Origin of the sequence: Streptomyces caeruleatus, assembly GCF_001514235.1 — a bacterium.
In the GTDB taxonomy this organism is placed as follows: Bacteria; Actinomycetota; Actinomycetes; order Streptomycetales; family Streptomycetaceae; genus Streptomyces; species Streptomyces caeruleatus.
Window position 1 is genome coordinate 24,686 of record NZ_KQ948939.1, and the last position, 22,215, is coordinate 46,900.

The 22,215-nt window shown below is 71.2% G+C and carries 22 protein-coding genes; 12 read left to right on the plus strand and 10 right to left on the minus strand.

The window, feature by feature from the left end:
• Positions 1-20 precede the first annotated feature (20 nt).
• Positions 21-1,310, plus strand: a complete 1,290-nt coding sequence (locus tag AQJ67_RS36175; RefSeq protein WP_062723725.1) for a metallophosphoesterase — start codon at positions 21-23, stop codon at positions 1,308-1,310.
• A gap of 64 nt (positions 1,311-1,374) precedes the next feature.
• Here AQJ67_RS36175 and otsB read toward each other — a convergent pair whose 3' ends face one another.
• The 3 genes from otsB to AQJ67_RS36190 form a co-directional block, all read right to left on the minus strand.
• Positions 1,375-2,217 carry a trehalose-phosphatase gene (gene otsB, locus AQJ67_RS36180; RefSeq protein WP_062723726.1) on the minus strand — a complete coding sequence of 281 codons (843 nt, stop codon included), beginning with the start codon at positions 2,215-2,217 and terminating at the stop codon, positions 1,375-1,377.
• 179 nt (positions 2,218-2,396) lie between these two features.
• Positions 2,397-2,648, minus strand: a complete 252-nt coding sequence (locus AQJ67_RS36185) for a DUF3263 domain-containing protein (RefSeq protein WP_062723875.1) — start codon at positions 2,646-2,648, stop codon at positions 2,397-2,399.
• 30 nt (positions 2,649-2,678) lie between these two features.
• Positions 2,679-3,977: an ABC transporter substrate-binding protein gene (locus tag AQJ67_RS36190; protein ID WP_062723727.1), complete on the minus strand. Its 1,299-nt coding sequence runs from the start codon at positions 3,975-3,977 to the stop codon at positions 2,679-2,681.
• 101 nt (positions 3,978-4,078) lie between these two features.
• Between AQJ67_RS36190 and AQJ67_RS36195 the strand changes: the two genes are divergently transcribed.
• From AQJ67_RS36195 to AQJ67_RS36205, 3 genes are all read left to right on the plus strand, one after another.
• A complete protein-coding gene (locus AQJ67_RS36195) occupies positions 4,079-5,023 on the plus strand; it encodes an ROK family protein (RefSeq protein ID WP_062723728.1) in 945 nt (314 codons plus the stop codon).
• Positions 5,023-6,261 carry an N-acetylglucosamine-6-phosphate deacetylase gene (nagA, locus tag AQJ67_RS36200; protein ID WP_208615101.1) on the plus strand — a complete coding sequence of 413 codons (1,239 nt, stop codon included), beginning with the start codon at positions 5,023-5,025 and terminating at the stop codon, positions 6,259-6,261. Before AQJ67_RS36195 ends, nagA begins: the two co-directional genes overlap by 1 nt.
• Before the next feature lie 159 nt (positions 6,262-6,420).
• Entirely contained in the window at positions 6,421-7,350 is a 930-nt protein-coding gene (locus tag AQJ67_RS36205; protein WP_062723730.1) for a 1-phosphofructokinase family hexose kinase, read from the plus strand.
• A gap of 3 nt (positions 7,351-7,353) precedes the next feature.
• Here AQJ67_RS36205 and AQJ67_RS36210 read toward each other — a convergent pair whose 3' ends face one another.
• The 3 genes from AQJ67_RS36210 to cdgB form a co-directional block, all read right to left on the minus strand.
• Complete coding sequence (locus tag AQJ67_RS36210; RefSeq protein ID WP_062723731.1) at positions 7,354-8,313, minus strand: CBM35 domain-containing protein; 960 nt, start codon at positions 8,311-8,313, stop codon at positions 7,354-7,356.
• Positions 8,310-9,770, minus strand: coding sequence for an RNA-guided endonuclease IscB (gene iscB / locus AQJ67_RS46080; protein ID WP_244190705.1), 1,461 nt, complete (start codon positions 9,768-9,770; stop codon positions 8,310-8,312). Before iscB ends, AQJ67_RS36210 begins: the two co-directional genes overlap by 4 nt.
• A gap of 462 nt (positions 9,771-10,232) precedes the next feature.
• Entirely contained in the window at positions 10,233-11,924 is a 1,692-nt protein-coding gene (gene cdgB, locus AQJ67_RS36215) for a diguanylate cyclase CdgB (RefSeq protein ID WP_062723732.1), read from the minus strand.
• Positions 11,925-12,263: 339 nt separating this feature from the next.
• On the opposite strand from cdgB, the gene AQJ67_RS36220 reads away from it, so the two are divergent.
• Together AQJ67_RS36220 and AQJ67_RS36225 are read left to right on the plus strand one after the other, a co-directional pair.
• Positions 12,264-12,872, plus strand: a complete 609-nt coding sequence (locus AQJ67_RS36220) for a flavin reductase family protein (protein WP_079056396.1) — start codon at positions 12,264-12,266, stop codon at positions 12,870-12,872.
• Between the two features lie 78 nt (positions 12,873-12,950).
• Positions 12,951-13,457: a GNAT family N-acetyltransferase gene (locus AQJ67_RS36225; protein ID WP_062723734.1), complete on the plus strand. Its 507-nt coding sequence runs from the start codon at positions 12,951-12,953 to the stop codon at positions 13,455-13,457.
• On the opposite strand, the gene AQJ67_RS36230 is transcribed toward AQJ67_RS36225, so the two are convergent.
• The gene (locus tag AQJ67_RS36230) at positions 13,444-14,376 is read right to left on the minus strand and encodes a sigma-70 family RNA polymerase sigma factor (protein WP_062723735.1); all 933 of its coding nucleotides are present in this window, start codon (positions 14,374-14,376) and stop codon (positions 13,444-13,446) included. The genes AQJ67_RS36225 and AQJ67_RS36230 overlap by 14 nt on opposite strands.
• Positions 14,377-14,471: 95 nt before the next feature.
• On the minus strand, positions 14,472-14,909 hold the full coding sequence (gene arfB, locus AQJ67_RS36235; protein WP_062723736.1) for an alternative ribosome rescue aminoacyl-tRNA hydrolase ArfB: 438 nt from the start codon (positions 14,907-14,909) through the stop codon (positions 14,472-14,474).
• Positions 14,910-15,079: 170 nt separating this feature from the next.
• On the opposite strand from arfB, the gene AQJ67_RS36240 reads away from it, so the two are divergent.
• The 3 genes from AQJ67_RS36240 (at position 15,080) to AQJ67_RS36250 (ending at position 16,785) form a co-directional block, all read left to right on the plus strand.
• Complete coding sequence (locus AQJ67_RS36240) at positions 15,080-15,655, plus strand: TerD family protein (RefSeq protein WP_062723737.1); 576 nt, start codon at positions 15,080-15,082, stop codon at positions 15,653-15,655.
• 110 nt (positions 15,656-15,765) lie between these two features.
• Positions 15,766-16,305, plus strand: a complete 540-nt coding sequence (locus AQJ67_RS36245; RefSeq protein ID WP_062723738.1) for a GNAT family N-acetyltransferase — start codon at positions 15,766-15,768, stop codon at positions 16,303-16,305.
• Positions 16,306-16,311: 6 nt separating this feature from the next.
• Positions 16,312-16,785: a hypothetical protein gene (locus AQJ67_RS36250; RefSeq protein WP_062723739.1), complete on the plus strand. Its 474-nt coding sequence runs from the start codon at positions 16,312-16,314 to the stop codon at positions 16,783-16,785.
• 19 nt (positions 16,786-16,804) lie between these two features.
• Here the strand turns inward: AQJ67_RS36250 and AQJ67_RS36255 are convergent, their stop codons facing one another.
• Complete coding sequence (locus AQJ67_RS36255) at positions 16,805-18,208, minus strand: M1 family metallopeptidase (RefSeq protein ID WP_062723740.1); 1,404 nt, start codon at positions 18,206-18,208, stop codon at positions 16,805-16,807.
• Between the two features lie 41 nt (positions 18,209-18,249).
• Between AQJ67_RS36255 and AQJ67_RS36260 the strand changes: the two genes are divergently transcribed.
• Positions 18,250-18,750, plus strand: coding sequence for a hypothetical protein (locus AQJ67_RS36260; RefSeq protein ID WP_062723741.1), 501 nt, complete (start codon positions 18,250-18,252; stop codon positions 18,748-18,750).
• A gap of 269 nt (positions 18,751-19,019) precedes the next feature.
• On the opposite strand, the gene AQJ67_RS36265 is transcribed toward AQJ67_RS36260, so the two are convergent.
• Positions 19,020-19,718, minus strand: coding sequence for a pentapeptide repeat-containing protein (locus tag AQJ67_RS36265; RefSeq protein WP_107123077.1), 699 nt, complete (start codon positions 19,716-19,718; stop codon positions 19,020-19,022).
• 196 nt (positions 19,719-19,914) lie between these two features.
• On the opposite strand from AQJ67_RS36265, the gene AQJ67_RS36270 reads away from it, so the two are divergent.
• Complete coding sequence (locus AQJ67_RS36270; protein WP_062723743.1) at positions 19,915-21,093, plus strand: FAD-dependent oxidoreductase; 1,179 nt, start codon at positions 19,915-19,917, stop codon at positions 21,091-21,093.
• A gap of 78 nt (positions 21,094-21,171) precedes the next feature.
• Positions 21,172-22,152: a zinc-binding dehydrogenase gene (locus AQJ67_RS36275; RefSeq protein ID WP_062723744.1), complete on the plus strand. Its 981-nt coding sequence runs from the start codon at positions 21,172-21,174 to the stop codon at positions 22,150-22,152.
• Positions 22,153-22,215 lie beyond the last annotated feature (63 nt).

Here is a 22,215-nt window from a genome sequence, read left to right on the forward strand (position 1 = left end):
CGGAACGAGGACATACACCCATGCTGGGATTCGGCCTCTACGCGGCCATGGTGGCGGCCTCCGCGCTACTGCACTACTACCTCTGGGTGCGGCTGGTCCGCGACACCACACGCCCCGGAACCCGCACCCGCAGGTGGGCCACCGGCGCGGTGGTCTTCTCCGGCGTCCTTGCTCCCGCCACCCGCATTCTGCTGCCCTTCCTAGGCCCGCAGAACGGGAAGTGGCTGGCCTGGCCGGGCTATCTGCTGATCGCCGTGCTGCTGTACCTGCTCACCGGGCTGGCCCTGGCGGAACTCCCCCGCGCCTACGCGGCACTGAGGATCCGCCGGGCCGAGCGGGCGGCACCGGCACCAGCACCAGCACCGGCGGCCACCGCCGAGCCGGTCGCCGCGGAGTCCGGGACGGAGCCGTCGTCCACGGCGACGGCGACGCAGGTCCTCGCCCCCGCCCCGGCACCGCCCGCCGGGGAACGCCTGGTGGACCGCCGGCTCTTCCTGGGCCGGTCGGTCGGCGCGATCGTCGGCGCCGGAGCCCTCGGAACGGTCGGCTACGGTGTCTCGACAGCCCTCGGCGACCCCCTGGTCAAGAGGGTGCCGGTACGGTTGTCGAAGCTGGATCCGCGCGCCGCGGGCCTGCGGATCGCGGTGGTCAGTGACCTGCATCTGGGCGCGATGCTCGGCCGCTCCCACACGGACCGCGTGGTGCGCATGATCAACGGCCTCGAACCCGACGTGGTGGCGATCGTCGGCGACCTGGCCGACGGCACCAGCGCCCAGCTCGGCGGCGCCATCGCGCCGTTCCGCTCGCTGGAGTCCCGCTACGGGAACTTCTTCGTCACGGGCAACCACGAGTACTTCTACGACGACGTCCAGGGATGGGTCGAGGAACTCCGCGACCTGGGCGTGCGCCCGCTGCTCAACGAACGGGTGGAGATCACCCACAACGGCGCGACCATCGACCTGGCCGGCGTCGAGGACGTCTCCGGCGAGGAGTACGACCGTGGCCCGGACTTCGCCCGCACCCTCGCGGGCCGGGACGCCACCCGCCCCGTGGTCCTGCTGGCCCACCAGCCGGTCCAGGCGGAGGAGGCGTCCCGCCACGGCGTCGACCTCCAGCTGTCGGGTCACACCCACGGCGGCCAGATGGCCCCCCTCACCGCCGTGGCGGCCCTGTCCAACCCGGTCCTGGCGGGCCTGGGCACAGTGGGCGACACCCAGCTCTACGTCACCCGCGGAACCGGGTTCTTCGGTCCGCCCGTCCGCGTGGGGGCACCACCGGACATCAGCGTGATCGAACTGCGCAACGCGTAAGAGCTACCGCACAACAAGAACCCCAGGTCACCTGACCTGGGGTTCTTCGTCACCGGGGACCTGGTCAGCCCGTGTGACGCGCGATCGTCCGCAACAGCCGTACGACCCCCGCAGGGCCGTCGACGACCACGTCCGCCTTCTCCGACAGCTCGGTGACCTCGTCGCTGCCGCTGCAGACGAGCAGGCCGGGGATGCCGTCGGAGCGGAGTTCCTCGGCGGCGGCGTAGGCCGGGAGGTCGCCGAGGTCGTCGCCGGCGTAGAGGACGGACTCGGCGCCGAGGTCGCGGGCGTAGTCCCGAAGCGCCACACCCTTGTCCATGCCGGGTGGGCGGAGTTCGAGGACCATGCGTCCCGGTTCGACGATGAGGCCGTTGCGGGTGGCGAGGTCGGTCAGGGGGGCGCGGAGGGTGTCGAAGGTGTCCTGGGGGTCGGGTGCGCGGCGGGTGTGTACGGCGAGGGCGTGTCCCTTGTCCTCGGTCCAGGTGCCGGTGGCGCCGATGCCGTCGAGGAGGCCCGGCAGTTCGGCGCGGACGGCCGCGATGCCGGGGTGGGGGTCGGGAGCGGTGAGCTTGCCGGTGGCGGCGTCCCAGCGTTCGGCGCCGTAGTGGCCGAGTACGACCAGGCGCTCCAGGCCGGGGACGTCGGCGAAGCCGCCGTAGCGCACCGCGATTTCGGCCGGGCGGCCGGTGATCACTGCCACGGCCGCGACTTTGGGGGCGAGGGCGGCGAGGGCGGGGATCGCCTCGGGGTGGGGTCTTGCCTTCTCGGGGTCGGGGACGATCGGGGCGAGGGTGCCGTCGAAGTCGAGTGCGATCAGTGCGCGGGTGGGGTCCCTGAGGATCGCGGCGAGGCCGGCGCGGCCGGGCTGGGTGGTGGGGGTCGGGAGAGCTTCCGTATGACTGCCCATGCCCAGACCATATCCGCCCCCGCCGCCCCTACCCGTCCCATCCTTCTGGGGCTCCGCCCCAGACCCCGCTCCTCAAACGCCGGAGGGGCTGGATCTTTCAGCCCGTCCGGCGTTTGAGGACGAGGCCCGAAGGGCCGACAGCGGGGGTCTGGGGGCGCAGCCCCCAGGGACGGGACGGGTCAGCGTTCGCCGCGGTGCTTTTCCCTCAGTCTCCGCAGGCGATTCACCGTCACCGGGTCGTGGGCCAACGCCCGCGGATCGTCCAGCAGAGCGTTCAGCAACTGGTAGTAGCGCACCGGCGCCAACCCCAGCTCCTCACGAATCACCCGCTCCTTCACCCCGGGCCCCGAGAACCCCCGACGCTCCAGCGCGAGAACGGCCCGCTCACGCTCGGCAAGGCCGACGTCGGGCTCACGCGGATCCTCACTCATGCCCCGCACCCTAGCCCCCACCACCGACACCTACTCCGCGCTCTCCGCCCGCGACGCAGTCGCCTGAAGCTGCCCCAGAATCGCCGACGGACTCCCCCCGGAGGCAACCGCCCCACCGATCCGCTTCTTGACCCCCGCACTGACCGCGGCCCACGAAGTCCGCCCCACCGGATACAGCTCGGACAACGCCAGCTGCTCCAGGAACGGCTTGAGATCGGCGTCCTGCGGCGCCCCGCTCATCACGGTGGACGCGGAGTTCGTCACGGGCAGCAGGTCGTACTCCCGGGAGAAGTCGAGGACGTTCTCCTTGTCGTAGACGAAGTCGAGGAAGTCGCCCACCTGCTCGGCATGGCCGTTCTGCTTGAAGGCCGTCATCCAGTCGGCCACACCCATGGAGACCTTGGTCGGCCCCTCCCGCCCGGGCATCGGCACCATGCCGAACTTCACACCCTTCTTCGCGGCCATCTGCATCAGCGAAGGGTGACCGTTGAGCATGCCGACATCGCCCGCCGCGAAGGCGGAGAACGCCTCGGCCCGGTTGAGCCGACCGGGCGTGACCGGCCCGGTGAGGCCCTTGCCGACGAGGTTGTTCTTCAGCCAGTTGAAGGTGGCGACGTTCTCCGTGGAGTCGATGCTGTACGTGCCGAGCTCCGCGTCGGTGTACCCGCCCCCACCGCTGAGCAGCCACTGCATGGTCTCGGCCTGCGCCTCCTCGGCCCCCAGCGGCAGCGCGTACGGGTACTTCACCCCGTCCGCCTTGAGCGCCTCGGCGTCGGCGGCCAGCTCCTGCCAGGTGGTCGGCGCGTTGAGGCCGGCCTTCTGGAAGAGGGTCTTGTTGTAGAAGAGCAGTCGTGTGGAGGAGGCGAACGGAATGCCGTACTGCACCCCGTTCACCTGCCCCGCGTCCGCGAGCTGCGCGACGAGGTCGGCCTGGACGGGGATGGAGAGGAGGTCGTCGGCCTCGTAGAGGAGGTCCTTGGCGGCGTAGTCGGCGTACGCGCCGATCTGCGCCATGTCCGGCGGGTTCCCGGCGTCGACCATCTCCTTGACCTTGGCGTCCACGTCGTTCCAGGAGTACACGGTGACGTCGACGTGCACGCCCGCGTGTTCCTCCTCGTACGCCTCGACGAGCTTGTCCCAGTACTTCTGGGAACTGTTCGCCGCGCTGTCGCCGTAGTCGGCGGCGACCAGCTTCAGCGTCACCTCGCCCGAACCACCGGTCAGCCCACAGCCGCCGAGTGTCGCCACCAGCCCCAGCACGGACGCCGCCGCGATCGTGATCGTCCCCGTACGCCTACGCCGCTGCACGCAGAACCGCCCCACACCCATCAATTCGAAACTTTCGAAACGTCATACATATTGCCCCCATAAGGTCTACACCACGTAAGTGGACTAGACCTCTCGCGGGTACGCAAGCCACACTGTCCCCCGTGAGACATGTCATCGCCCTCGATGTGGGCGGCACCGGGATGAAGGCCGCCCTGGCAAGGGCGAGCGGCGAACTCCTCCATCAGGTCCGCCGCCCGACCGGTCGCGAGCGCGGGCCGGACGCGGTCGTCGAGGGCATCCTCGACTTCGCCGCCGAGCTGCGCGCGTACGGCGAACAGCACTTCGGCGAGCCCGCGGCCGCCGTCGGCGTCGCCGTCCCCGGCATCGTCGACGAGGCCGAGGGCATCGCCGCCTACGCGGCCAACCTCGGCTGGCGGGACGTACCCCTGCGCCGGCTGCTGGCGGACCGGCTCGGCGGTGTCCCCGTCGCCCTCGGCCACGACGTGCGCACCGGCGGTCTCGCGGAGGGCCGGATCGGCGCGGGCAAGGGCGCCGACCGCTTCCTGTTCGTGGCGCTCGGCACCGGGATCGCCGGCGCCATCGGCATCGACGGCCGGGTGGAGTCGGGCGCGCACGGCTTCGCGGGCGAGATCGGCCACATCGTCGTACGCCCCGGCGGCACCCCCTGTCCGTGCGGGCAGCGCGGCTGCCTGGAACGGTTCGCGTCCGCGGCGGCGGTCAGCGAGGCATGGGCCGCCGCCTGCGGGGACCCGGAAGCGGACGCCGCCGACTGCGCGAAGGCCGTCACGTCCGGCGACCCGAACGCCGTACGAGTCTGGCAACAGGCCGTCGACGCCCTCGCCGACGGCCTGGTCACCGCCCTCACCCTGCTGGACCCCCGCACCCTGATCATCGGTGGCGGCCTGGCCGAGGCGGGGGAAACCTTGTTCACACCCCTGCGGGCGGCAATCCGGCAGAGGGTCACTTTCCAGAAGCTGCCGTCCATCGTCCCCGCGGCCCTGGGGGACACCGCCGGATGCCTGGGTGCCGGCCTCCTGGCCTGGGATCTCGTCCACCACACCGACCGCACGGAGGTAACGCCCTGATGGCAGCCCACCCAGGGGCGCGGGACAGCGCTGAATCTGCGGCTACCGCCGCGTGGGCGCGACCAGCCCCCCACCACCCGCACCCCGCAACCAACAACGGGCCCCTCATCCTGTCCGGCGCCAACGTGGTCATGCCGACGGGAACCCTCAAGGACGCCCAGGTCATCGTCGACGGCACCCGCATCGCCGCCACAGCCCCGGAAAACGCCCACCGCATCGCCCTCGACGGCCACTGGCTCCTGCCAGGATTCGTCGACCTCCACAACCACGGCGGAGGCGGAGCCTCCTTCACCTCGGGCACCCCCGACGACGTACTCAAAGGCATCCACACCCACCGCCTGCACGGCACCACCACCCTCGTCGCCTCCACCGTCACCGGCGACATGGACTTCCTCACCCGCCGCGCGGGCCTGCTCAGCGAACTCGCCGAGCAGGGCGACGTCGCCGGCATCCACTTCGAGGGCCCCTTCATCTCCCCCTGCCGCAAGGGCGCCCACTCCGAGGCGCTCCTGCGCGACCCCGACCCCGCGGAGGTCCGCAAGCTGATCGACGCGGCGCGCGGGCACGCCACGATGGTCACCCTCGCCACCGAGCTGCCGGGCGGCCTCGACTCCGTACGCCTCCTCGCCGAACACGGCGTCATCGCCGCGATCGGGCACACGGACGCGACGTACGAGCAGACGGTGGAGGCGATCGAGGCGGGCGCCACGGTCGCCACGCATCTGTTCAACGCGATGCCGCCGCTGGGCCACCGCGAGCCCGGCCCGATCGCGGCGCTGCTGGAGGACGAGCGGGTGACCGTCGAGCTGATCAACGACGGCACGCATCTGCACCCGGCGGCGCTGGAGCTGGCGTTCCGTCACGCCGGGGCGGACCGGGTCGCGTTCATCACGGACGCCATGGACGCGGCCGGCTTCGGCGACGGCCGCTACATGCTCGGCCCGCTGGAGGTGGAGGTCGCCGACGGCGTGGCCCGCCTCGTCGAGGGCGGCTCGATCGCCGGCTCCACCCTCACCCTCGACCGCGCCTTCAAGCGGGCCGTGACGATCGACCGGCTGCCCGTCGAGGACGCGGTGGCGGCCCTGTCCGTCAACCCGGCCAAGCTGCTCGGCCGCTACGACCGCATCGGCTCCCTGGAACCCGGCAAGGACGCCGACCTGCTGGTGCTGGACGCCGACTTCGACCTCAAGGGCGTGATGCGCCGCGGCGAATGGGTGGTCGATCCGCAACTGGGGTGATCTGTCCTGCTGTTGAGGGCGGCGGTTGTCCTGCGAGACTGGGACGGCCGCCGTCCTTTTGGCATGATCAATGCCTCCAGGCGGAGCGTCCGGCGGACAGCCGGCAAACGCTGTCTGAACTGCTCGCGTTCTGAACTTCTTCGGGGGAGGTCGGCCCAGGTGATCCTCACGGTCACGCTGAACACCGCTCTCGACATCACCTACCGCGTACGGTCACTGCGGCCCCACGCCTCCCACCGGGTCTCCGACGTGACGGAACGCCCCGGCGGCAAGGGGCTGAACGTGGCCCGGGTGCTGGCGGTCCTCGGACACGAGGTGACGGCCACCGGCTTCGCGGGCGGCGCGACGGGCCGTGTCGTACAGGAACGGCTCACCGCGACGCCCGGTGTGGTGGACGCGCTGGTCCCGGTGGCGGGCGCGACCCGCCGCACGATCGCCGTGGTCGACGAACGCTCCGGCGACACGACCCAGCTCAACGAGCCCGGCCCGACGGTCACCCCCGCCGAGTGGTCCGCCTTCCAGGAGGCCTACGCGGACCTGCTCGCGTCGGCCTCGGCGGTGGCCCTGTGCGGCAGTCTGCCGCCGGGGGTGCCGGTGGGGGCGTACGCCGGTCTGGTGCGGGCCGCGAAGGCCGCCGGGGTGCCGGTCCTGCTGGACACCAGCGGCGAGGCGCTGCGCCGGGGCGTCGCCGCCCGCCCGGACGTCATCAAGCCGAACGCCGACGAACTCGCCGAACTCACCGGCTCCCACGAGCCGTTGCGCGCGACGCAGGACGCCCGTCGACGCGGGGCACTGGCGGTGGTCGCCTCCCTCGGCACGGAGGGCCTCCTCGCCGCGACCCCCGAGGGCCGCTGGCGCGCCACCCCGCCGGCCCGCCTCCACGGCAACCCGACCGGCGCCGGCGACGCGGCGGTCGCGGGCCTGCTGTCGGGCTTGGTGGAACGGCTGCCATGGCCCGACCGGCTGACCCGCGCGGCGGCACTCAGCGCGGCGAGCGTGCTGGCACCGGTGGCGGGCGAGGTCGACCGGGGGGCGTACGAGGAGCTGCTGGGGCGGGTGGCGGTGACCGGGGAGGTCACCGCCGCGTGACGCCTACGACTTGACCCAGCCCTTGACCAGCCACATCTGGTCGATGAGCGCGTCGCACTGGTTGCCCTGTTCGCAGGACACCTTGATCGTGTTGGTGCCCTTGTTGAGCTGGATCCAGTTGTAGGTCTTCGTCCAGCCCTTCTCGTAGTCGCCCTCGGCGGCATTCGCCCAGTTCTTCAGGCCGACCGGGGAGTCGGAGGCCGTGCCGTTGATCGTGAGGGTGGCGTTCTGATCCTTGCCGGGGACGCTGTAGCCGACGAAGACCGTGTACTTGCCGCTCTTCGGGATCCCGTTCACGGACCAGGTGACCGACGAGCCGACCTGGTTGAAGCCGGTGACATAGACGCCGCCGTCCGCCTGGGCGCCCTTGACGTCGGAGGCGGTGGTGGCACCGCCGGCGAGGGCGAGGGCCTTGGCGTCGATCGTCGGGAGGTCGTCCTCGGCCGCCTGGCTGTTGCTGTTCGACGGGCTGGGCGCGGTGCTCTCCTGCGACTGCGTCGGGGTCGAGTCGGCCGCGTTGCCCTTGTCGCCGGTGTCCTCGTCGCCGCCCAGCATCGCCACGCTGATCCCGATCACGACCGCCGCGACCACGGCGACCGCGCCGATCAGCAGCCCCTTGGTGTTGGGACCCCCGCCCCGGCCGCCGGATCCGCTGCCGCCGCTGTACGCCGGCTGCTGCTGGACCGTCTGCGCCCCGCCGGGATGCGTCTCCGGCGCCGCGTAGTGCGCGTTCGGCTGGCTGTAGGCGCCCTGCTGTTGCGGTATCTGGCCGTAGGCCGCCGTCGGCTGCTGCTGGCCGTACTGACGCTGGCCGACCGCGCGCACCCGGTTGACCGAGCCGGGGTAGCCGTAGCCACCGCCACCGGACGGCGGCTGGGCGCCGTTGGCCTGCCCGTCGGCGTAGAGGTAGCCGAACGGGTCGTCGTCCTCGGGCGTAGTCGCGCCGTTGTTGCCGGACGTCATCGAACTCCTCCTGTGTGAACTCCGGCGGCTCCAGCCGGGGACTGCCTGCTCTGCTCCTCGATGCGGACGGAATAGCCGTAGCCGTCAGCGCGCTGGAGCAGTCTCACGCGCTGATGGCCAATACCCTGCACGAGGCCTCGCCGAGTACGGATGTTGAAACGTCCCGATGCTCGGACGGCGACTCTGCCCTGATGGACACCGGTCTTCTTACCGTTCGGCACGACAGCACGCACCAGATCACCTGTTTGAAACCCGTGGTGGTTCTTGGTTCGCGGCAGTGCGAGCCGTGGGAAGCCGTACCTGTCTGTTCGGGTACGTGCGTAACCGCCACGTCCGGTAGCGGCGGCGACCAGCACATGCGACGGATAGCGCACAATACGGCAACCGGGTCCGATCTCACCGACCGCCAGAGCATCAAGCGTGTGCGACTTGACCAGTCCGAACAGGGCTCGGTTGTACTTCGTCCTCCCCCCGGACCAGCAAGAGACCGGGTGGCCAAGATCCTCAAGCCGCTCAGCGAGCTGCCAGCGTGTGGCATTCATCACGGCGGCGTCCCGCAGGGGAGCTTGGGCAAGCTTCTTGAGCTGCGCGACAAGCTGAGGCCTCCCCTTCAGGAAGTCTTCCACCGGTCGGGATGCCTTGGCCTGGTTACAGGGTGCACAGGACAGCGTGAGGTTCGAGATCCGGCTCGTGCCGCCGCTGGACTTGGGCTGAATGTGCTCAACCTGCAAGGGCACACCGCTCTTGCCGCAGTAAGCACAACGCCGTCCCCACTTCTCGAGTAGGTAGTTGCGGAGTTCGTACGTGGCAAGGGCGCCTTGCTGGTACTCGACCCCTGTCAGCTCTCGTCCAGCAGACATCACGTGAGTGTCAAATGCGACCCTCTCGATGTGGACCGTGGTCAGCGGGGCCAGGCGTGACAGGCGTTCGACCTGCGCCCAAGTCGTGTCGACCCGGTGTTGAAGCGAAGGAGGCAGCCAACCGCGGCGACGGCGCCGATTGTCGAAGCGAGGGGCGCGGTAGCGCGTGTTGGCTACTCGACGTCGCCTTCGGTGGCTAGCGCGCTGCTCCATGCCCGCCTTGATGGCAGCGCCCCGGTGCACTAGTTCCACTGCGTACAAACCTCGCCGAAGAACGGCGGCCTCACCGTTGGCGGACGTCCGAGCTATGTCGTCCGTCACCGCGATGCCCGTTACCTTCGACCCGGGATCGATCCGAACGGCAACGCCGCCCACTTCCGAGTCTTCGAGTACGCGGTCCTTGATGCGGATCGTGAAGGGCGTGTGCCGAGCGACCACAGCGCGGCCCTTCCTGAACAGTTCACGGGCACGGGCTGGATGGCAGGGCATCAAGGGACGCCCCTTGCGGTCAAGAACCAGCACCCTGGGGGCGCCTGGGCCAGGTTTCGGTGGCCGCTCACGCAGCCCTGGTATATCCAGTGCCTCGTCATCGTGCATCAGGTGGTCCTTGCTGGTGATGCTGTCGTCACCGACAGCGTGTGCTCTCGCACCCAACGAAGTGAGTGCGCTGTGACTCCCGCTAGCAAAGGTGATCGCATGCGGGTATCCCCTCGCCCATGTCCCGTACCGGTTCCCCTGCCTTACACAAGCAGGGCCCCGTACCCCGTTTCGTCTCTGCTCCCGGAGGTGTCTGCAGGTATAGGTTCCAGAGCAGCCCGCTGAGGAAGCACGGACTGGTGGGTCGGCACACCTGCACGGAACGTAGCCATCAAGGTCACCCCCTCGTCGGCGATGGCTCGGGCTGGTCACTCAGAACCCGCCGCACCAATGTGCGACGGGTTTCAGCCGTCCGGCTGTGGAGCGAGTGACCCCTTGGGTACTCCTCAACGTGGATGAGCGTACCTGCCGGGAGTGATAGCCAAGGCGGGTTCTGAGTCCAGGGACACCTTGGCCTGGGAGTTAGCTCACACGCCGATGCTGTTTGGGACGAGATCGTTTCTCTACGTACATCCGCTCGTCAGCGGACTTCAACACTTCGTCCGCTGTCATCCCGCAGTGTGCCCACCCGATGCCGAAGCTGGCGCCGACCCGGACGGCCCGTCCTTCGGCGCGGATCGGCTGGATGATCTCGTTGCGCAGACGTACGGCGAGGTCCTGGGCGTCGGCGCGGCCGAGCCCGTCGGCGAGGATCACGAACTCGTCGCCGCCGAGCCGGGCGACGGTGTCGCCGTCGCGGACGCCCCGGGAGAGACGGCGGGCGACCTCGATGAGCACCGCGTCACCCGCGTTGTGCCCGAACCGGTCGTTGATCGACTTGAAGCCGTCGAGGTCGCAGAAGAGCACCGCGAGCCCCTTGGCGCCGTCGTCCCGCTGGCCCTCGACCGGGGCCACGGTGTGGACGTGGTGGTCGAAGGCGTCGAACGCCGCCGCGCCGGGCCGGAAGTCGAAGCCGTGGCCGTTGGCGTCGTAGGCGGGGTGGCCGTAGGCGGCGTCGACCGGCTCCAGGGCGCCGAGCTGCGTTGCGCCGCGGGCGGAGTCGAGTGCCTGAGGGATGGTGGAGCGCTGGCAGAGCCGGGAGGAGAGGCGGGCGCGCAGCTCGGCGGAGTTCGGCAGGCCGGTGAGCGAGTCGTGGGAGGCGCGGTGGGCGAGCTGGAGCTCGCGGCGCTTGCGCTCCTCGATGTCCTCGACGTGGGTGAGCAGGAAGCGGGGGCCGTCGGCCGCGTCGGCGACCACGCTGTTGCGCAGGCTGACCCAGACGTACGTACCGTCCCGGCGGCCGAGCCGGAGCTCCGCGCGGCCGCCCTCGGCGGACGTGCGCAGCAGGGTGCCGATGTCCTCGGGGTGGACGAGGTCGGAGAAGGCGTAGCGGCGCATGGCGGAGGCGGGGCGGCCGAGGAGGCGACAGAGGGCGTCGTTGGTGCGCAGGATCCGGCCGTGCTGGTCGCCGCCCATCTCGGCGATGGCCATGCCGGACGGGGCGTACTCGAAGGCCTGCCTGAAGCTTTCCTCACTGGCGCGCAGGGCCTGCTGCTCGCGTTCGAGCCGGACCAGTGCCCGCTGCATATTCGCGCGTAGACGTGCGTTGCTGATCGCGATGGCCGCCTGGAACGCGTACATCTGGAGCGCCTCGCGCCCCCAGGCGCCCGGCAGCCGGCCGTTGCGCGGCCGGTCCACGGAGAGGACCCCGATCAGCTCGCCGCACGCGCCGCCCTGCACGCCGGGCGTGTACATCGGCGCGAAGAGCCGGTCGCTCGGGTGCCACTCGTCCTCGAAGCGGGGGGCGGGGCCGTCGGTGTACCACTGCGGGACGTCGTCGTCGTCGAGGACCCAGCCCTCGGTGTGCGGGATGAAGACCAGGTCGCCCCAGTGCCGGCCCATGCTCAGCCGGCGATCCCAGGAGTCGCGCGAGCCGACGCGGCCGGTGATGAGGGCCTCGGCGGCGGGATTGCCGGCGAAGGCGGCGACGACGAGATCGCCGTCGGGGCGTACGAGGTTGACGCAGGCGAGCTCATAGCCGAGGCCGGTGACGACGCCGTCGGCGACCGTCTGCAGCGTGTCCGCCAGGCTGCGGGCCGTGTTCATGTCAGCCATGACCTGGTGCAGTTGCCGCAGGGTCGCAAGGCGGACATACGGCTCCGACTCGGTCTCCATGCTCGCCCTCCCCCCGAGACCTCGCAGCGAATCAAGGGTGCTCTTCGGCGTATCTTCCTTGCTCGGTTCACCGCCACTGAATCACAGCGCGCTGCTCACTCGGTACACAGGGTCAACAATTAATGGCCCTTGTGACTCAAGTCACAGGTAAACGTGAACAATTGAGCGGTGTTTCTGCGTTTTTCCTGTGCGTTTACTGAACGCAAACTCTGTGTGCGTGTGGAGATGCCACGAAACGGTTCTGAACGGTGCTCGGCCGCTGTCCGTCGGTAGTCCTAGGACCCTTCTCGGGCGAAGGCCCGATGTCGGGTGCAGGGGACCGACATTAGCGTTTTCGGCGTGCCGAACACTTCCCCGCTTCCGTCGCCCACGCCGCCCGTGAACACCGTCCTCCCCGCCGCCCGCGGTGCCTTTGGGCATGCTGAGGGAGTGAGCAACGACGAGTTCCGTGCCGCCATGTCGCGGTTGGCCGCTGGTGTGGTCCTGGTGACCGCGCTGGAGCCACCGCTGGACCCGGACGACCCGCACGCGCCGGCCGGCGAGGACGTCGGCATGACCGCCACCGCGTTCATGTCGGTGTCCCTGGACCCGCCATTGGTGCTGGTCAGCCTGCGTGAGGGGTCCCGGATGGACGACCTGCTCGCCGAGCAGCCGCTGTGGGCGGTGTCGGTCCTCACCGAGAGCCAGCGCCATATCGCGGGCCGCTTCGCCATGAAGGGCCGCGTCAGCGACCGCCTGCTGTTCGCCGACATCCCCTACGTCCGCGGCCTGGAGACCGGCGCCCCGCTGGTCGGCGGCGCCCTGGCCACCCTGGAGTGCCGCACCGAACAACGCGTCACCGCCGGCGACCACACCCTGGTGATCGGCCGCGTCCTGTCGGCCTCACTCCCGAGCTCGGACGGGGGGCCGTTGACGTATTTCCGGGGACGGTACCGGCAGTTGGGCTGAAGATCACGGATCGGGCGCGGCGTTACGCGGGGACGAAAATCCGTGGCCGCCGATGATCACCCGTCATAGGTTCCCCGGATGACATCCAATCCGACGCCTCACACGCCTCCCGGTCCGCGCCTCGAAAAGATCACACCTGGAAACTTCGAAGCGGCAACCGGCATACGCGTCCACCCCGAGCAGGAATTCGCGGTCTCCCCCGTGATGCAGTCCCTCGCCGAGGCATACGTCCATCCCGACGGCGTCGCCTGGCCCCGTCTGATCGTCGACGGCGACCGCCCGGTCGGGTTCCTGATGGCCTTCTTCGACATCGACTGGCACGGCGACGGCACCCTGTTCCGCTCGGGGCTGTGGCGACTGAACATCGCCGCCGGGGAACAGGGCCGTGGCTACGGCCGTTTCGCGGTCGAGTCCGTGGCCACAGAGATCCGCCGCCGCGGCGGCCACGAACTCCACGTCACCTGGCACCCCGGCCCGAACGGCCCCGAGGCCTTCTACCACCGTCTCGGCTTCCGCCCCGACGGGGAGACGAGCGAGGGCGAGACGGTGGGGGTGCTGGAACTGGCCGGTCCTACACCGGCCTGACGTCGAGCCGGGACAGTCGTACGGGGTCCGTGACGATGTCGATCACGGTGATCCGATCCCGTACGAACGCAAACTTCAGGGCCCGTTCCGGCCGTCCGTCGACCAGCACCAGGACCCCCGTGGCCCCGTCGACGAGTGCGGGGCGGGCGACTCCGGCGAGCGGTCCGAAGGACGCCGCGCCCCGGGCCACCGCCGCCGCGCCCGTGGCCACCCCGGCCTCGCTGCGGGCGATGACGTCCGGGTCCAGGACGTCGAGGAGCCCGTCGAAGTCGCCGTCCCGGGCGGCGGCGAGGAACGCGTCGACGACCAGCCGCTGCCTGCGCTGCCTCGCCGGGCCGCTCTCCGGCGCGTCGGCGCCCCGCACGCGGCGCCGGGCACGGCTGGCGAGCTGCCGTGCGGCGGCCGGGGTGCGGTCCACGACGGCGCCGACCTCCTCGTACGGCACCCCGAACAGATCGTGCAGCACGAAGGCCAGCCGCTCGGCGGGGGTCAGGGTGTCCAGTACGACGAGCAGGGCGATGCCCACGGAGTCGGCGAGGAGGGCGTCCTGCTCGGGGTCGGAGGGGGCGGAGTTCGCGGGGGCGTGGGTGAGAGTGGTGGCGGCGATGGCCGTGGCTCTGGTTGTGGCTGTGGCTGTGGCTGTGGTGTCCAGGGGGTGCTCCGCGCGGGACTTGCGCGAGCGGAGCATGTCCAGGCAGACCCGCCCCACCACGGTCGTCAGCCAGCCGCCGAGATTGTCGACCCGGGTGGTGTCGGCCCGGCTCACCCGGAACCAGGCCTCCTGCACCGCGTCCTCCGCCTCACCGCCCGACCCGAGCATGCGATGGGCCACGGCACGCAGACGAGCCCGGTGCTCCTCGAACCGCTGGGCGAGGAAATCCGCCTCCGCGTCCCTGAAGCCACTGTCGTCGGCAGTCATCTGTCCCACCCTCTCGTCGCGCTCCGCGATCCGTCGTCAGTGGCTTGACGGATGAGCCGACGAAGATGTGACAGCAGGACGCGGACAGCGGCGGCCTACGTCCAGCCCTGGCCGGAGCGCCCCCGCTTGGTGTCCGAGCGCTGCTTCTTCTCCCTCAGGCGGCGCTCGTTGATCCCACGGGGGATACGGGTCGGCTTGCGCGGCTTCGGCGGCGGGGCCGTCGCCTCGGCGAGGAGCGCCGCGAGGCGCACGGCGGCGGTCTCGCGGTTGCGCCACTGGGAGCGGTGCTCGGAGGCGCGGACGGAGACGACGCCGTCGACCAGGCGGGACGCCAGCCGCTGGAGCGCCCGCTGCTTCCACACCTCGGGCAGGGCCTCCGTGCCCGCGAGGTCGAAACGCAGCTCGACCTGGGAGTCACTGGTGTTGACGTGCTGGCCGCCCGGGCCGCTCGACCGCGAGAAACGCCACATGAGCTCGGCCTCCGGGAGGGAGACGGAGCCGCGGATGACGTAGGGACCAGACATGCCGTACATGTTCCCCCTTCTGTCCGGTCCACGTCACGCGAATATCCCCCCGGAGCCCCCTGAGAGTGCTCTTTGGCAAAGAAAGTAAAGACACATGGAACTCGGGGTACCCCTCTCCGCGTTCATAGGGGTAGCTGTAGCTTCTAGCCGTACCGCAACGAGGGAAGGGACTCCCAACAATGGCTGTAAGCCTGTCCAAGGGTGGCAACGTCTCGCTCACCAAGGAGGCTCCGGGCCTGACCGCCGTCACCGTGGGCCTCGGCTGGGACGTCCGCACCACCACCGGCACGGACTTCGACCTCGACGCCTCGGCGATCGCGGTCAACCCCACGGGCAAGGTCTACTCGGACGGTCACTTCGTCTTCTTCAACAACAAGCAGACCCCGGACAGCACCATCGTCCACACCGGTGACAACCGCACCGGCGAGGGCGCCGGCGACGACGAGGCGATCAACGTCAACCTGGCCGGCCTCCCGGCCGACGTCGACAAGATCGTCTTCCCGGTCTCGATCTACGACGCGGAGAACCGCTCGCAGAACTTCGGCCAGGTGCGCAACGCCTACATCCGCATCATCAACCAGGCCGGCGGCGCCGAGATCGCCCGCTACGACCTCTCCGAGGACGCGGCCACCGAGACCGCCATGGTCTTCGGCGAGCTCTACCGCAACGGCGCCGAGTGGAAGTTCCGCGCCGTCGGCCAGGGCTACGCCTCGGGCCTCGTGGGCATCGCGCAGGACTTCGGCGTGAACGTCTGACGGACGCCGACCTGAGCCGGAGCCCCCAGCCGCGGTACGCCGTGGCGGGGGCTCCCGGCGTTCCGGGGCCCCCGAGCCATCGCCCAAGGGCTTCGATTAGGTTGCCCCACATGATCCTCGACCCCCTGCCCCGCACCCCCGACCACGACATCCCGGCCCCTCTCCTGACCGAACTCACCGCCCTCTACGCCTCCAACCGCGAGTTCCACGCGCTCAGCGGCGACTTCCCGGACCCGGCCGACATCCGGCCGGAGCAGGTGGCGGCCGCGCTGGCCGAGGAGTTGCGGGTGCCCGGGGCGGAGGTGCTGCTCGCGCGCAGCGCCGGACGGCTGGTCGGGGTCGTGATCACGCTGACCCGGCACCCGGACCCGTCCGACCCGGACCCCTGGATCGGCCTGCTGATGGTGGACGCGGACGCGCAACGCCAGGGACACGGACGCCGGTTGGTCGCCCTCGTCGAGGACCGCTTCCGCACCGCCGACCGCACGGCCGTCCGCCTGGCCGTCCTCGACAACAACCCCGCGGCCCTCGCCTTCTGGACGGTGCTCGGCTACGAGACCATCGCCTACGGACGCGACCGCCAACTCGACCGCCCCTGCACGCTCCTGCGCAAAGAGCTCACCCCCGCCCCCGACGCCGGCCGGGCCTGAACCGGCATGGACTGGACGCCCCTGGCCGGCACCGCCCTCGGCGCGCTCGTCGGTGTCGGCTCGACCCTGCTCGCCGACCGGGCCCGCTGGCGCCGCGACCTGGCCGACCGGACCCGGCAGGAGCGCCGGGACATCTATGTGACGGTCGTGACGAAGTACCGGCTGGCCTACGAGGCCATGCACGCGGCCGCCGTCACCGGCCGCGACCAGCCCGACGGGGTGCGGGATGCGGCCGTGCGGGAGGCGTTCCGGGCGTCGGGCTGTGACGAGGCGCGGGAGACCGCGCTGATCTGCGCCCCGCAGGAGATGTCCGACCTGCTGGAGGATGTCTACGCCACGCTGCGCGACCTCCAGGAGGTGTTCGCCGCCGGTGATCCCCCGCTGGACTCACCCGAGTTGCAGGAGAGGCGGCTCAAGCACGCGGAGGCGATATGGGCCGCGCGCGCGGCGATGCGACGGGATCTCGACCGGTCGGCCTGAACGACGAACCGCCCCGCCCTCACGGGTGCTCGGGTCTGCCGTCCCCGTACAGCCAGTCCTCCCAGACGGAGCTGAAGTCCTCGTCCGGGGCCTTCTCCTCCACGTACGCGGTGAAGTCGTCGGTGTCCGCGTTGCCGTGCCGGTGGTCGGCCGTCCAGCCCTGGACGATGTCGTAGAAGGTGTCGTCGCCGACGGTCTGGCGGATCTTGTGGATGACCATCGCGCCGCGCTGGTACACGGGGTCGTCGGAGATGTGCGCGGCGCTCGTGGGCTTGGCGGGCGGGAAGGCCCAGAGGTTCTCGTACTCGTCCTCGCCGTGGTCGTACAGCGCGTCGAAGGTCTCCTGCGCGCTGTCGCCGCCGTCGTCCTCCTCCCACAGCCACTCCGCGTACGTCGCGAAGCCCTCGTTCAGCCACATGTCCCGCCAGCTCTTCGGCGTGACCGAGTTGCCGAACCACTGGTGGGCGAGCTCGTGGACGAGCAGTTCGGTTCCGGGGGCGCCGGGGAAGACGGGCCTGTTCTGGGTCTCCAGGGCGTAATCGGCGTCGCCCTCGTCGGCGACGATCGCGCCGGTGGAGGCGAAGGGGTAGGGGCCGAAGTTGGTCTCGGCCCACTCGATGACCTCGGGCAGGCGGCCGAGGACGGCACGGCTCGACTCGTCCTGCGCGGGGGTCACCGCGGTGTAGACGGGCAGCGCGTTGCCGCCGGTGGCGGTGACGGTGGAGCGGCGGATGTCGTAGTCGCCGATGGCGAGGGCGGCGACATGACTCGCCATGGGTTCGGCGGTGCGCCAGTGGAACGTCGTACGGTCCCCGTCGCCGGTCCGGTCGGCCAGCTCGCCGTTGGAGACGACCTGGAGGCCGTCCGGGACGGTGACCGAGATGTCGTACGACGCCTTGTCGGACGGGTGGTGGTTGCCGGGGAACCACGCCATGGAACCGGTCGGCTCCCCGAGGGCGAGCGCGCCGTCGGCGGTGGGCAGCCAGCCCTCCTCGGAGCCGTCGGGGTCGGTGACGGTCTGCGGGGTGCCGGAGTAGCGGACGGTGAGGCGGAAGGTCTCGCCCCGGTCGAGGTCGTCGTGCGGGCGGACGACGAGTTCCTGGCCGTTGCGGCTCCAACGGGCCCGCTCGCCCTCGACGGTGACCCGCTCGACGTCCATGCCCTTGAGATCGAGGTCGAAGGCGGAGAGGTCCTTGTCGGCGCGTGCGGTGATCTCGGCGGTGCCGCTGAGCCGGCGGTCGTCGGGGTCGTAGGCGAGGTCGAGGGCGTAGTGGGTCACGTCGTAGCCGCCGTTGCCGGCCTTGGGGAAGTACGGGTCGCGTACGCCGGAACCACCGGGGGTGCCCTGGACGCCGCCTTCGCACGCGGTGAGGACGAGGAGGGCGGAGGTGACAGTCAGGGCAACGGGCGCGAAACGGGACACGCCAGTGATCCTATGAGGTCGGGCGTGACACCATCACCTCCGTGCTCGACATCGGCTACGCCCTCTCCAACCGCTTCCCGGACCCCCCGCAGACGGACTACCGCCGCGCGGACGTCCGCGCTCTGCGGCACGACCTGTTCTGCGGCGACGTCTACCTCGCCGACACCAAGGCGGACCGGGAGTTGTCCACAGCCTGGGGATGGGTGCCGGTGCTCGACTTCGCCTGGGCCCTGTGCGACATCGCCGAGCGGCTCGACCGGGACCCGGCCGGCTCCCGCGCCTCCCGCCCCCAGCACGCGGAGCTGGACTTCACCGAGTCCACGGACCGCATGCTCTTCGAGCGCCGTTTCGGCTGGGTGGACATCGAGGCGGACTGGATGTCGGCGGAGGAGGCCCCGCTGACCTTCTCGCACAGAGAACTGCGCCGCGAGGCCCGCGACTTCCTGCACGACCTGCTCGCCGACCTGGTCGACCTGCACGAGGACCTGGGCGAGAACCCGGCGATCTGGACGCTCCAGGCCCGCTTCCCCCGGGTGTCGTAGGACGTCGTGGGCAGGGGCGGCAAGCGAAGGAGCCCTGTCCCGCGAACCGCGGGACAGGGCTCCTGATCCGAGCGCCGGGCAGGCCTTGCACCTGCATTTCCCCGCAGGAAGCGGGGCGTCTTTCCTTGGACCACCAACGCAGCACCGATCACCGGGAGTTCCGGCGAGCAGCTCAAGATCAATCATACCGGATCCACGCCAGTGCCCGCACACCCCGGACCGCCTCCCTCGCCCCCCCCGCGACGCCGACGTGATCCGCGCGACACGCCCTAGCCCCCGGCCTCCACCCTGATCCCCAGCTGCGCCGCCAACACCGGCGCCAGATCCAGCAGTTGGCCCGAGCTGATCACCGCGCCCGACAGCCGGTCCACCCCGCGCGCGATGTCCAGCTCGGCCGCCTGGCGCAGGTCCACCTCGGCCAGCGTCACCCCGGTGAGGTCGACCCCCTTCAGCGCGCAGTCCACGAACTCCACCCGCTCCAGCCGGGCGCCTCCGAAGTCCGGCTCGACCAGGACGCAGCCCTCGAAGACGACGTCCTTGAGCCTGGCCTTGCGCAGGTTCAGGTAGTCGATCTTGCCGCCCCGGATCACGACCCGCTCCAGCACGGCCCCGTGCAGCTGCACCCCGCCCAGCCGGGCCTCGACCACCTCCACGTCCCGCAGGGTCGACTCCGCGAGGTCGGTGCCGACACCCCGTAGCCCCATGAGGACCGAGTCGAGGATCCGGGCGTGGTGAAGTCTCGTCTCGTCCAGCGCGCAGCCCGTCAGCGCGCAGTCCATGAAGCGGGCGCCCGCCCCGTCCTGTCCGGTGAGGTCCTCCTCCCGGAACTCCAGCCCGTCGTAGTCCCCGTCCGGCTCCAACTCCCCGTCCCGGAACGGCTCCAACGGCGGCAACCGCACCTCGGGCCGCCGCGCCCCCTTCACGCCGCCCCTGCCCGGACCGCCCGCACCCGTCGCTCTCCTCGCCATGCCCCCATGCTGCACCCCGCCACTGACAATTCCCCTGACCTGCGACGACACGGCCCCGACAGGCACTGAGACACCAGGGCCCGCCCCGGTCGCCCGCCCGGCCGCCGCCCCGATGTCACATTCCGGGTGCCCCGCACCGTCGTAGTCACAGAGAAGGCCAGCAAGGCGACCCCGAGCACGAGGGAGACCCCCAGCCATGCACCGCATCACCGTCATCGGCGGCGGCTTCGCCGGACTCACCGCCGCGATCACCGCCGCCGAGGCGGGCGCCAAGGTCACCGTGTACGAGGCTCACCACACGCTCGGCGGGCGGGCGCGGACCGCCGAGGGGCCGTACCGGACGAACGACGGACCGCACGCCCTGTACAGCGGCGGCCCGCACTGGGCCTGGCTCAGGCAGCGCGACCTCATCGGGCCGCTCGCGCCGATCCCGCCCCTGGAGGCCGCCCGGCTGCGGCTGCGGTACCGGGGCGTCCTGCGCCGCACCCCGCCGTTCGCCCTGCTCAAGCTGCTGCGGCGGGGCCTGCCGCAGGCGCCCGTCGACGTCGACTTCCTGACCTGGGCCACCGGCATCGCGGGCGAGGAGGGCGCCCGCGCCGCCGCGCACTACTCGGCCGTCGCCCTGTTCCACCACGACCCCGGCGCCCTGTCCGCCGCGTTCGTCCAGGAGCGGCTGCGCCGGGCGACCAAGCTGCCGCCGGAGGCGCACTACCCGCGGGGCGGCTGGGCGAGCATGATCGACCGGATGGCCGCGCGGGCCTGGAACCTGGGGGTCCGGATGGAGACCCTCTCCCGCGTCGACAGCCTCGACGACCTCGACCGCCGGGCGGCCGACGGGCCCGTCGTCGTCGCCACCTCCCTCGACGCGGCCCGCCGTCTCCTGGGGGACGACTCGCTGACCTGGACGAGCGGCCGTACGGCACTCCTCGACCTCGCGGTGCGGACCCGGCACGGGGACGCCTTCGTCGTCTCCGACCTCGACGCGACCGGCTGGCTGGAGCGGTTCACCGCACAGGACCGGTCCCTCGCGCCGGCCGGTGAACAGCTGATCCAGGGCCAGCTCCCGATCGCCCCGCACGAGACCAGGGCCGACGGCATCGCCCGTGCCGAACAGCTCCTCGACCTCGGCTTCCCCGGCTGGCGCGAACGTGTCACCTGGCGGCGCGAGTCCACCGCGAACGGCCGCACCGGCGCCGTCGACCTGCCCGGCACCAGCTGGCGGGACCGCCCGGCCGTCGACCGCGGCGCCGGGGTCTATCTGGCGGGCGACCAGGTCGCCGCCCCCGGCGTCCTGTCCGAGGTCTCCTTCAACAGCGCCCTCACGGCCGTGTCCCTCGCTCTGGGGCGGCACGCCCTTGACCTCAAGGGAGCTTGAGGTTGCAGCATCGATCAGTCGGCCCCGTGACGGGGCGGGCGCCCTGACACACCGAGTTCACGACGATGGGGGACCCCGATGCACGCCATCCGCCTGCACGCCTTCGGCCCGGCAGAGAACCTCACCTACGAGGAGACCGACGACCCCACGCCCGGCCCCGGCCAGGTCCGTATCGCCGTGGCGGCCGCCGGGGTGCACCTTCTCGACACGGCCCTGCGCGAGGGCGTCCAGGGCCCGGCGCCGCAGCCGCCGACCCTGCCCACGATCCCCGGCCGCGAGGTCGCCGGCGTCGTCGAGTCCCTCGGCGAGGGCGTCGCGGAGCTCTGGCTCGGCAAGCGCGTCGTCGCCCACCTCGGGTTCGCCCCGGGCGGCTACGCCGAACTCGCCGTCGCCGATGTCGACCGCGTCCACGAGATCCCGGCCAACCTCGACCCGGCCGAGGCCGTCGCCATGATCGGCACGGGCCGTACGACGATGGGGATCCTCCAGTTCGCCGAGCTCGGCCCGGACGCTGTGGCCGTGATCCCGGCGGCCGCGGGCGGCATCGGCACGCTGCTCGTGCAGTACGCCAAGAACGCCGGCGCCGTAGTCATCGGCCTCGCGGGCGGCCCGCAGAAGGTCGCGCGCGTACAGGAGAACGGCGCCGACCTGGCCGTCGACTACACGGACCCCGTGTGGCCGGAGAAGGTCCGCGCGTTCCTCGGCGGGCGGCCCGCGACCGTCGTCTTCGACGGCGTCGGCGGGGACGTGGCCCGCGACGCGGTCGCCCTGCTCGGCCCCGGCGGCCGACACCTGGTCTTCGGCTGGTCCGGCGCGGGCCTGCACGACGGGACGCCCTACTTCGTCGAGGGCGTCTCCCAGCAGGTCCTCGGCCCGCCCATGATGCAGCGGGCCGGCGGCCCCAACCCCGTACAGACCCTCGAACTGCGCGCTCTCGCCGAGGCCGCCGAGGGCCGCCTCACCCCGGCCGTGCAACGCTTCCCGCTGGCCGAGGCGGCGGCCGCCCATCGCGCCCTCGAAACGCGCGGAACCACCGGAAAGGTGGTATTGGAACCATGACCGACCGCAAGCCCGCGCGGGACCGCGTACCGCCGCAGTCCCGCGACGGGGGAGCGCACTCCA

Bases quoted from the DNA above. Each gene is read 5' to 3' on its own strand.
- AQJ67_RS36240 (WP_062723737.1), top strand. From the start codon at position 15,080: ATGGCTGTAAGCCTGTCCAAGGGTGGCAACGTCTCGCTCACCAAGGAG.
- AQJ67_RS36275 (WP_062723744.1), top strand. From the start codon at position 21,172: ATGCACGCCATCCGCCTGCACGCCTTCGGCCCGGCAGAGAACCTCACC.
- otsB (WP_062723726.1), bottom strand. From the start codon at position 2,217: ATGGGCAGTCATACGGAAGCTCTCCCGACCCCCACCACCCAGCCCGGC.
- AQJ67_RS36230 (WP_062723735.1), bottom strand. From the start codon at position 14,376: ATGACTGCCGACGACAGTGGCTTCAGGGACGCGGAGGCGGATTTCCTC.
- AQJ67_RS36210 (WP_062723731.1), bottom strand. From the start codon at position 8,313: ATGACGTCCGGCAACAACGGCGCGACTACGCCCGAGGACGACGACCCG.
- arfB (WP_062723736.1), bottom strand. From the start codon at position 14,909: ATGTACGGCATGTCTGGTCCCTACGTCATCCGCGGCTCCGTCTCCCTC.
- iscB (WP_244190705.1), bottom strand. From the start codon at position 9,770: ATGCACGATGACGAGGCACTGGATATACCAGGGCTGCGTGAGCGGCCA.
- AQJ67_RS36245 (WP_062723738.1), top strand. From the start codon at position 15,766: ATGATCCTCGACCCCCTGCCCCGCACCCCCGACCACGACATCCCGGCC.
- AQJ67_RS36270 (WP_062723743.1), top strand. From the start codon at position 19,915: ATGCACCGCATCACCGTCATCGGCGGCGGCTTCGCCGGACTCACCGCC.
- AQJ67_RS36265 (WP_107123077.1), bottom strand. From the start codon at position 19,718: ATGGCGAGGAGAGCGACGGGTGCGGGCGGTCCGGGCAGGGGCGGCGTG.
- nagA (WP_208615101.1), top strand. From the start codon at position 5,023: ATGGCAGCCCACCCAGGGGCGCGGGACAGCGCTGAATCTGCGGCTACC.
- AQJ67_RS36225 (WP_062723734.1), top strand. From the start codon at position 12,951: ATGACATCCAATCCGACGCCTCACACGCCTCCCGGTCCGCGCCTCGAA.
- cdgB (WP_062723732.1), bottom strand. From the start codon at position 11,924: ATGGAGACCGAGTCGGAGCCGTATGTCCGCCTTGCGACCCTGCGGCAA.
- AQJ67_RS36190 (WP_062723727.1), bottom strand. From the start codon at position 3,977: ATGGGTGTGGGGCGGTTCTGCGTGCAGCGGCGTAGGCGTACGGGGACG.
- AQJ67_RS36185 (WP_062723875.1), bottom strand. From the start codon at position 2,648: ATGAGTGAGGATCCGCGTGAGCCCGACGTCGGCCTTGCCGAGCGTGAG.
- AQJ67_RS36175 (WP_062723725.1), top strand. From the start codon at position 21: ATGCTGGGATTCGGCCTCTACGCGGCCATGGTGGCGGCCTCCGCGCTA.
- AQJ67_RS36250 (WP_062723739.1), top strand. From the start codon at position 16,312: ATGGACTGGACGCCCCTGGCCGGCACCGCCCTCGGCGCGCTCGTCGGT.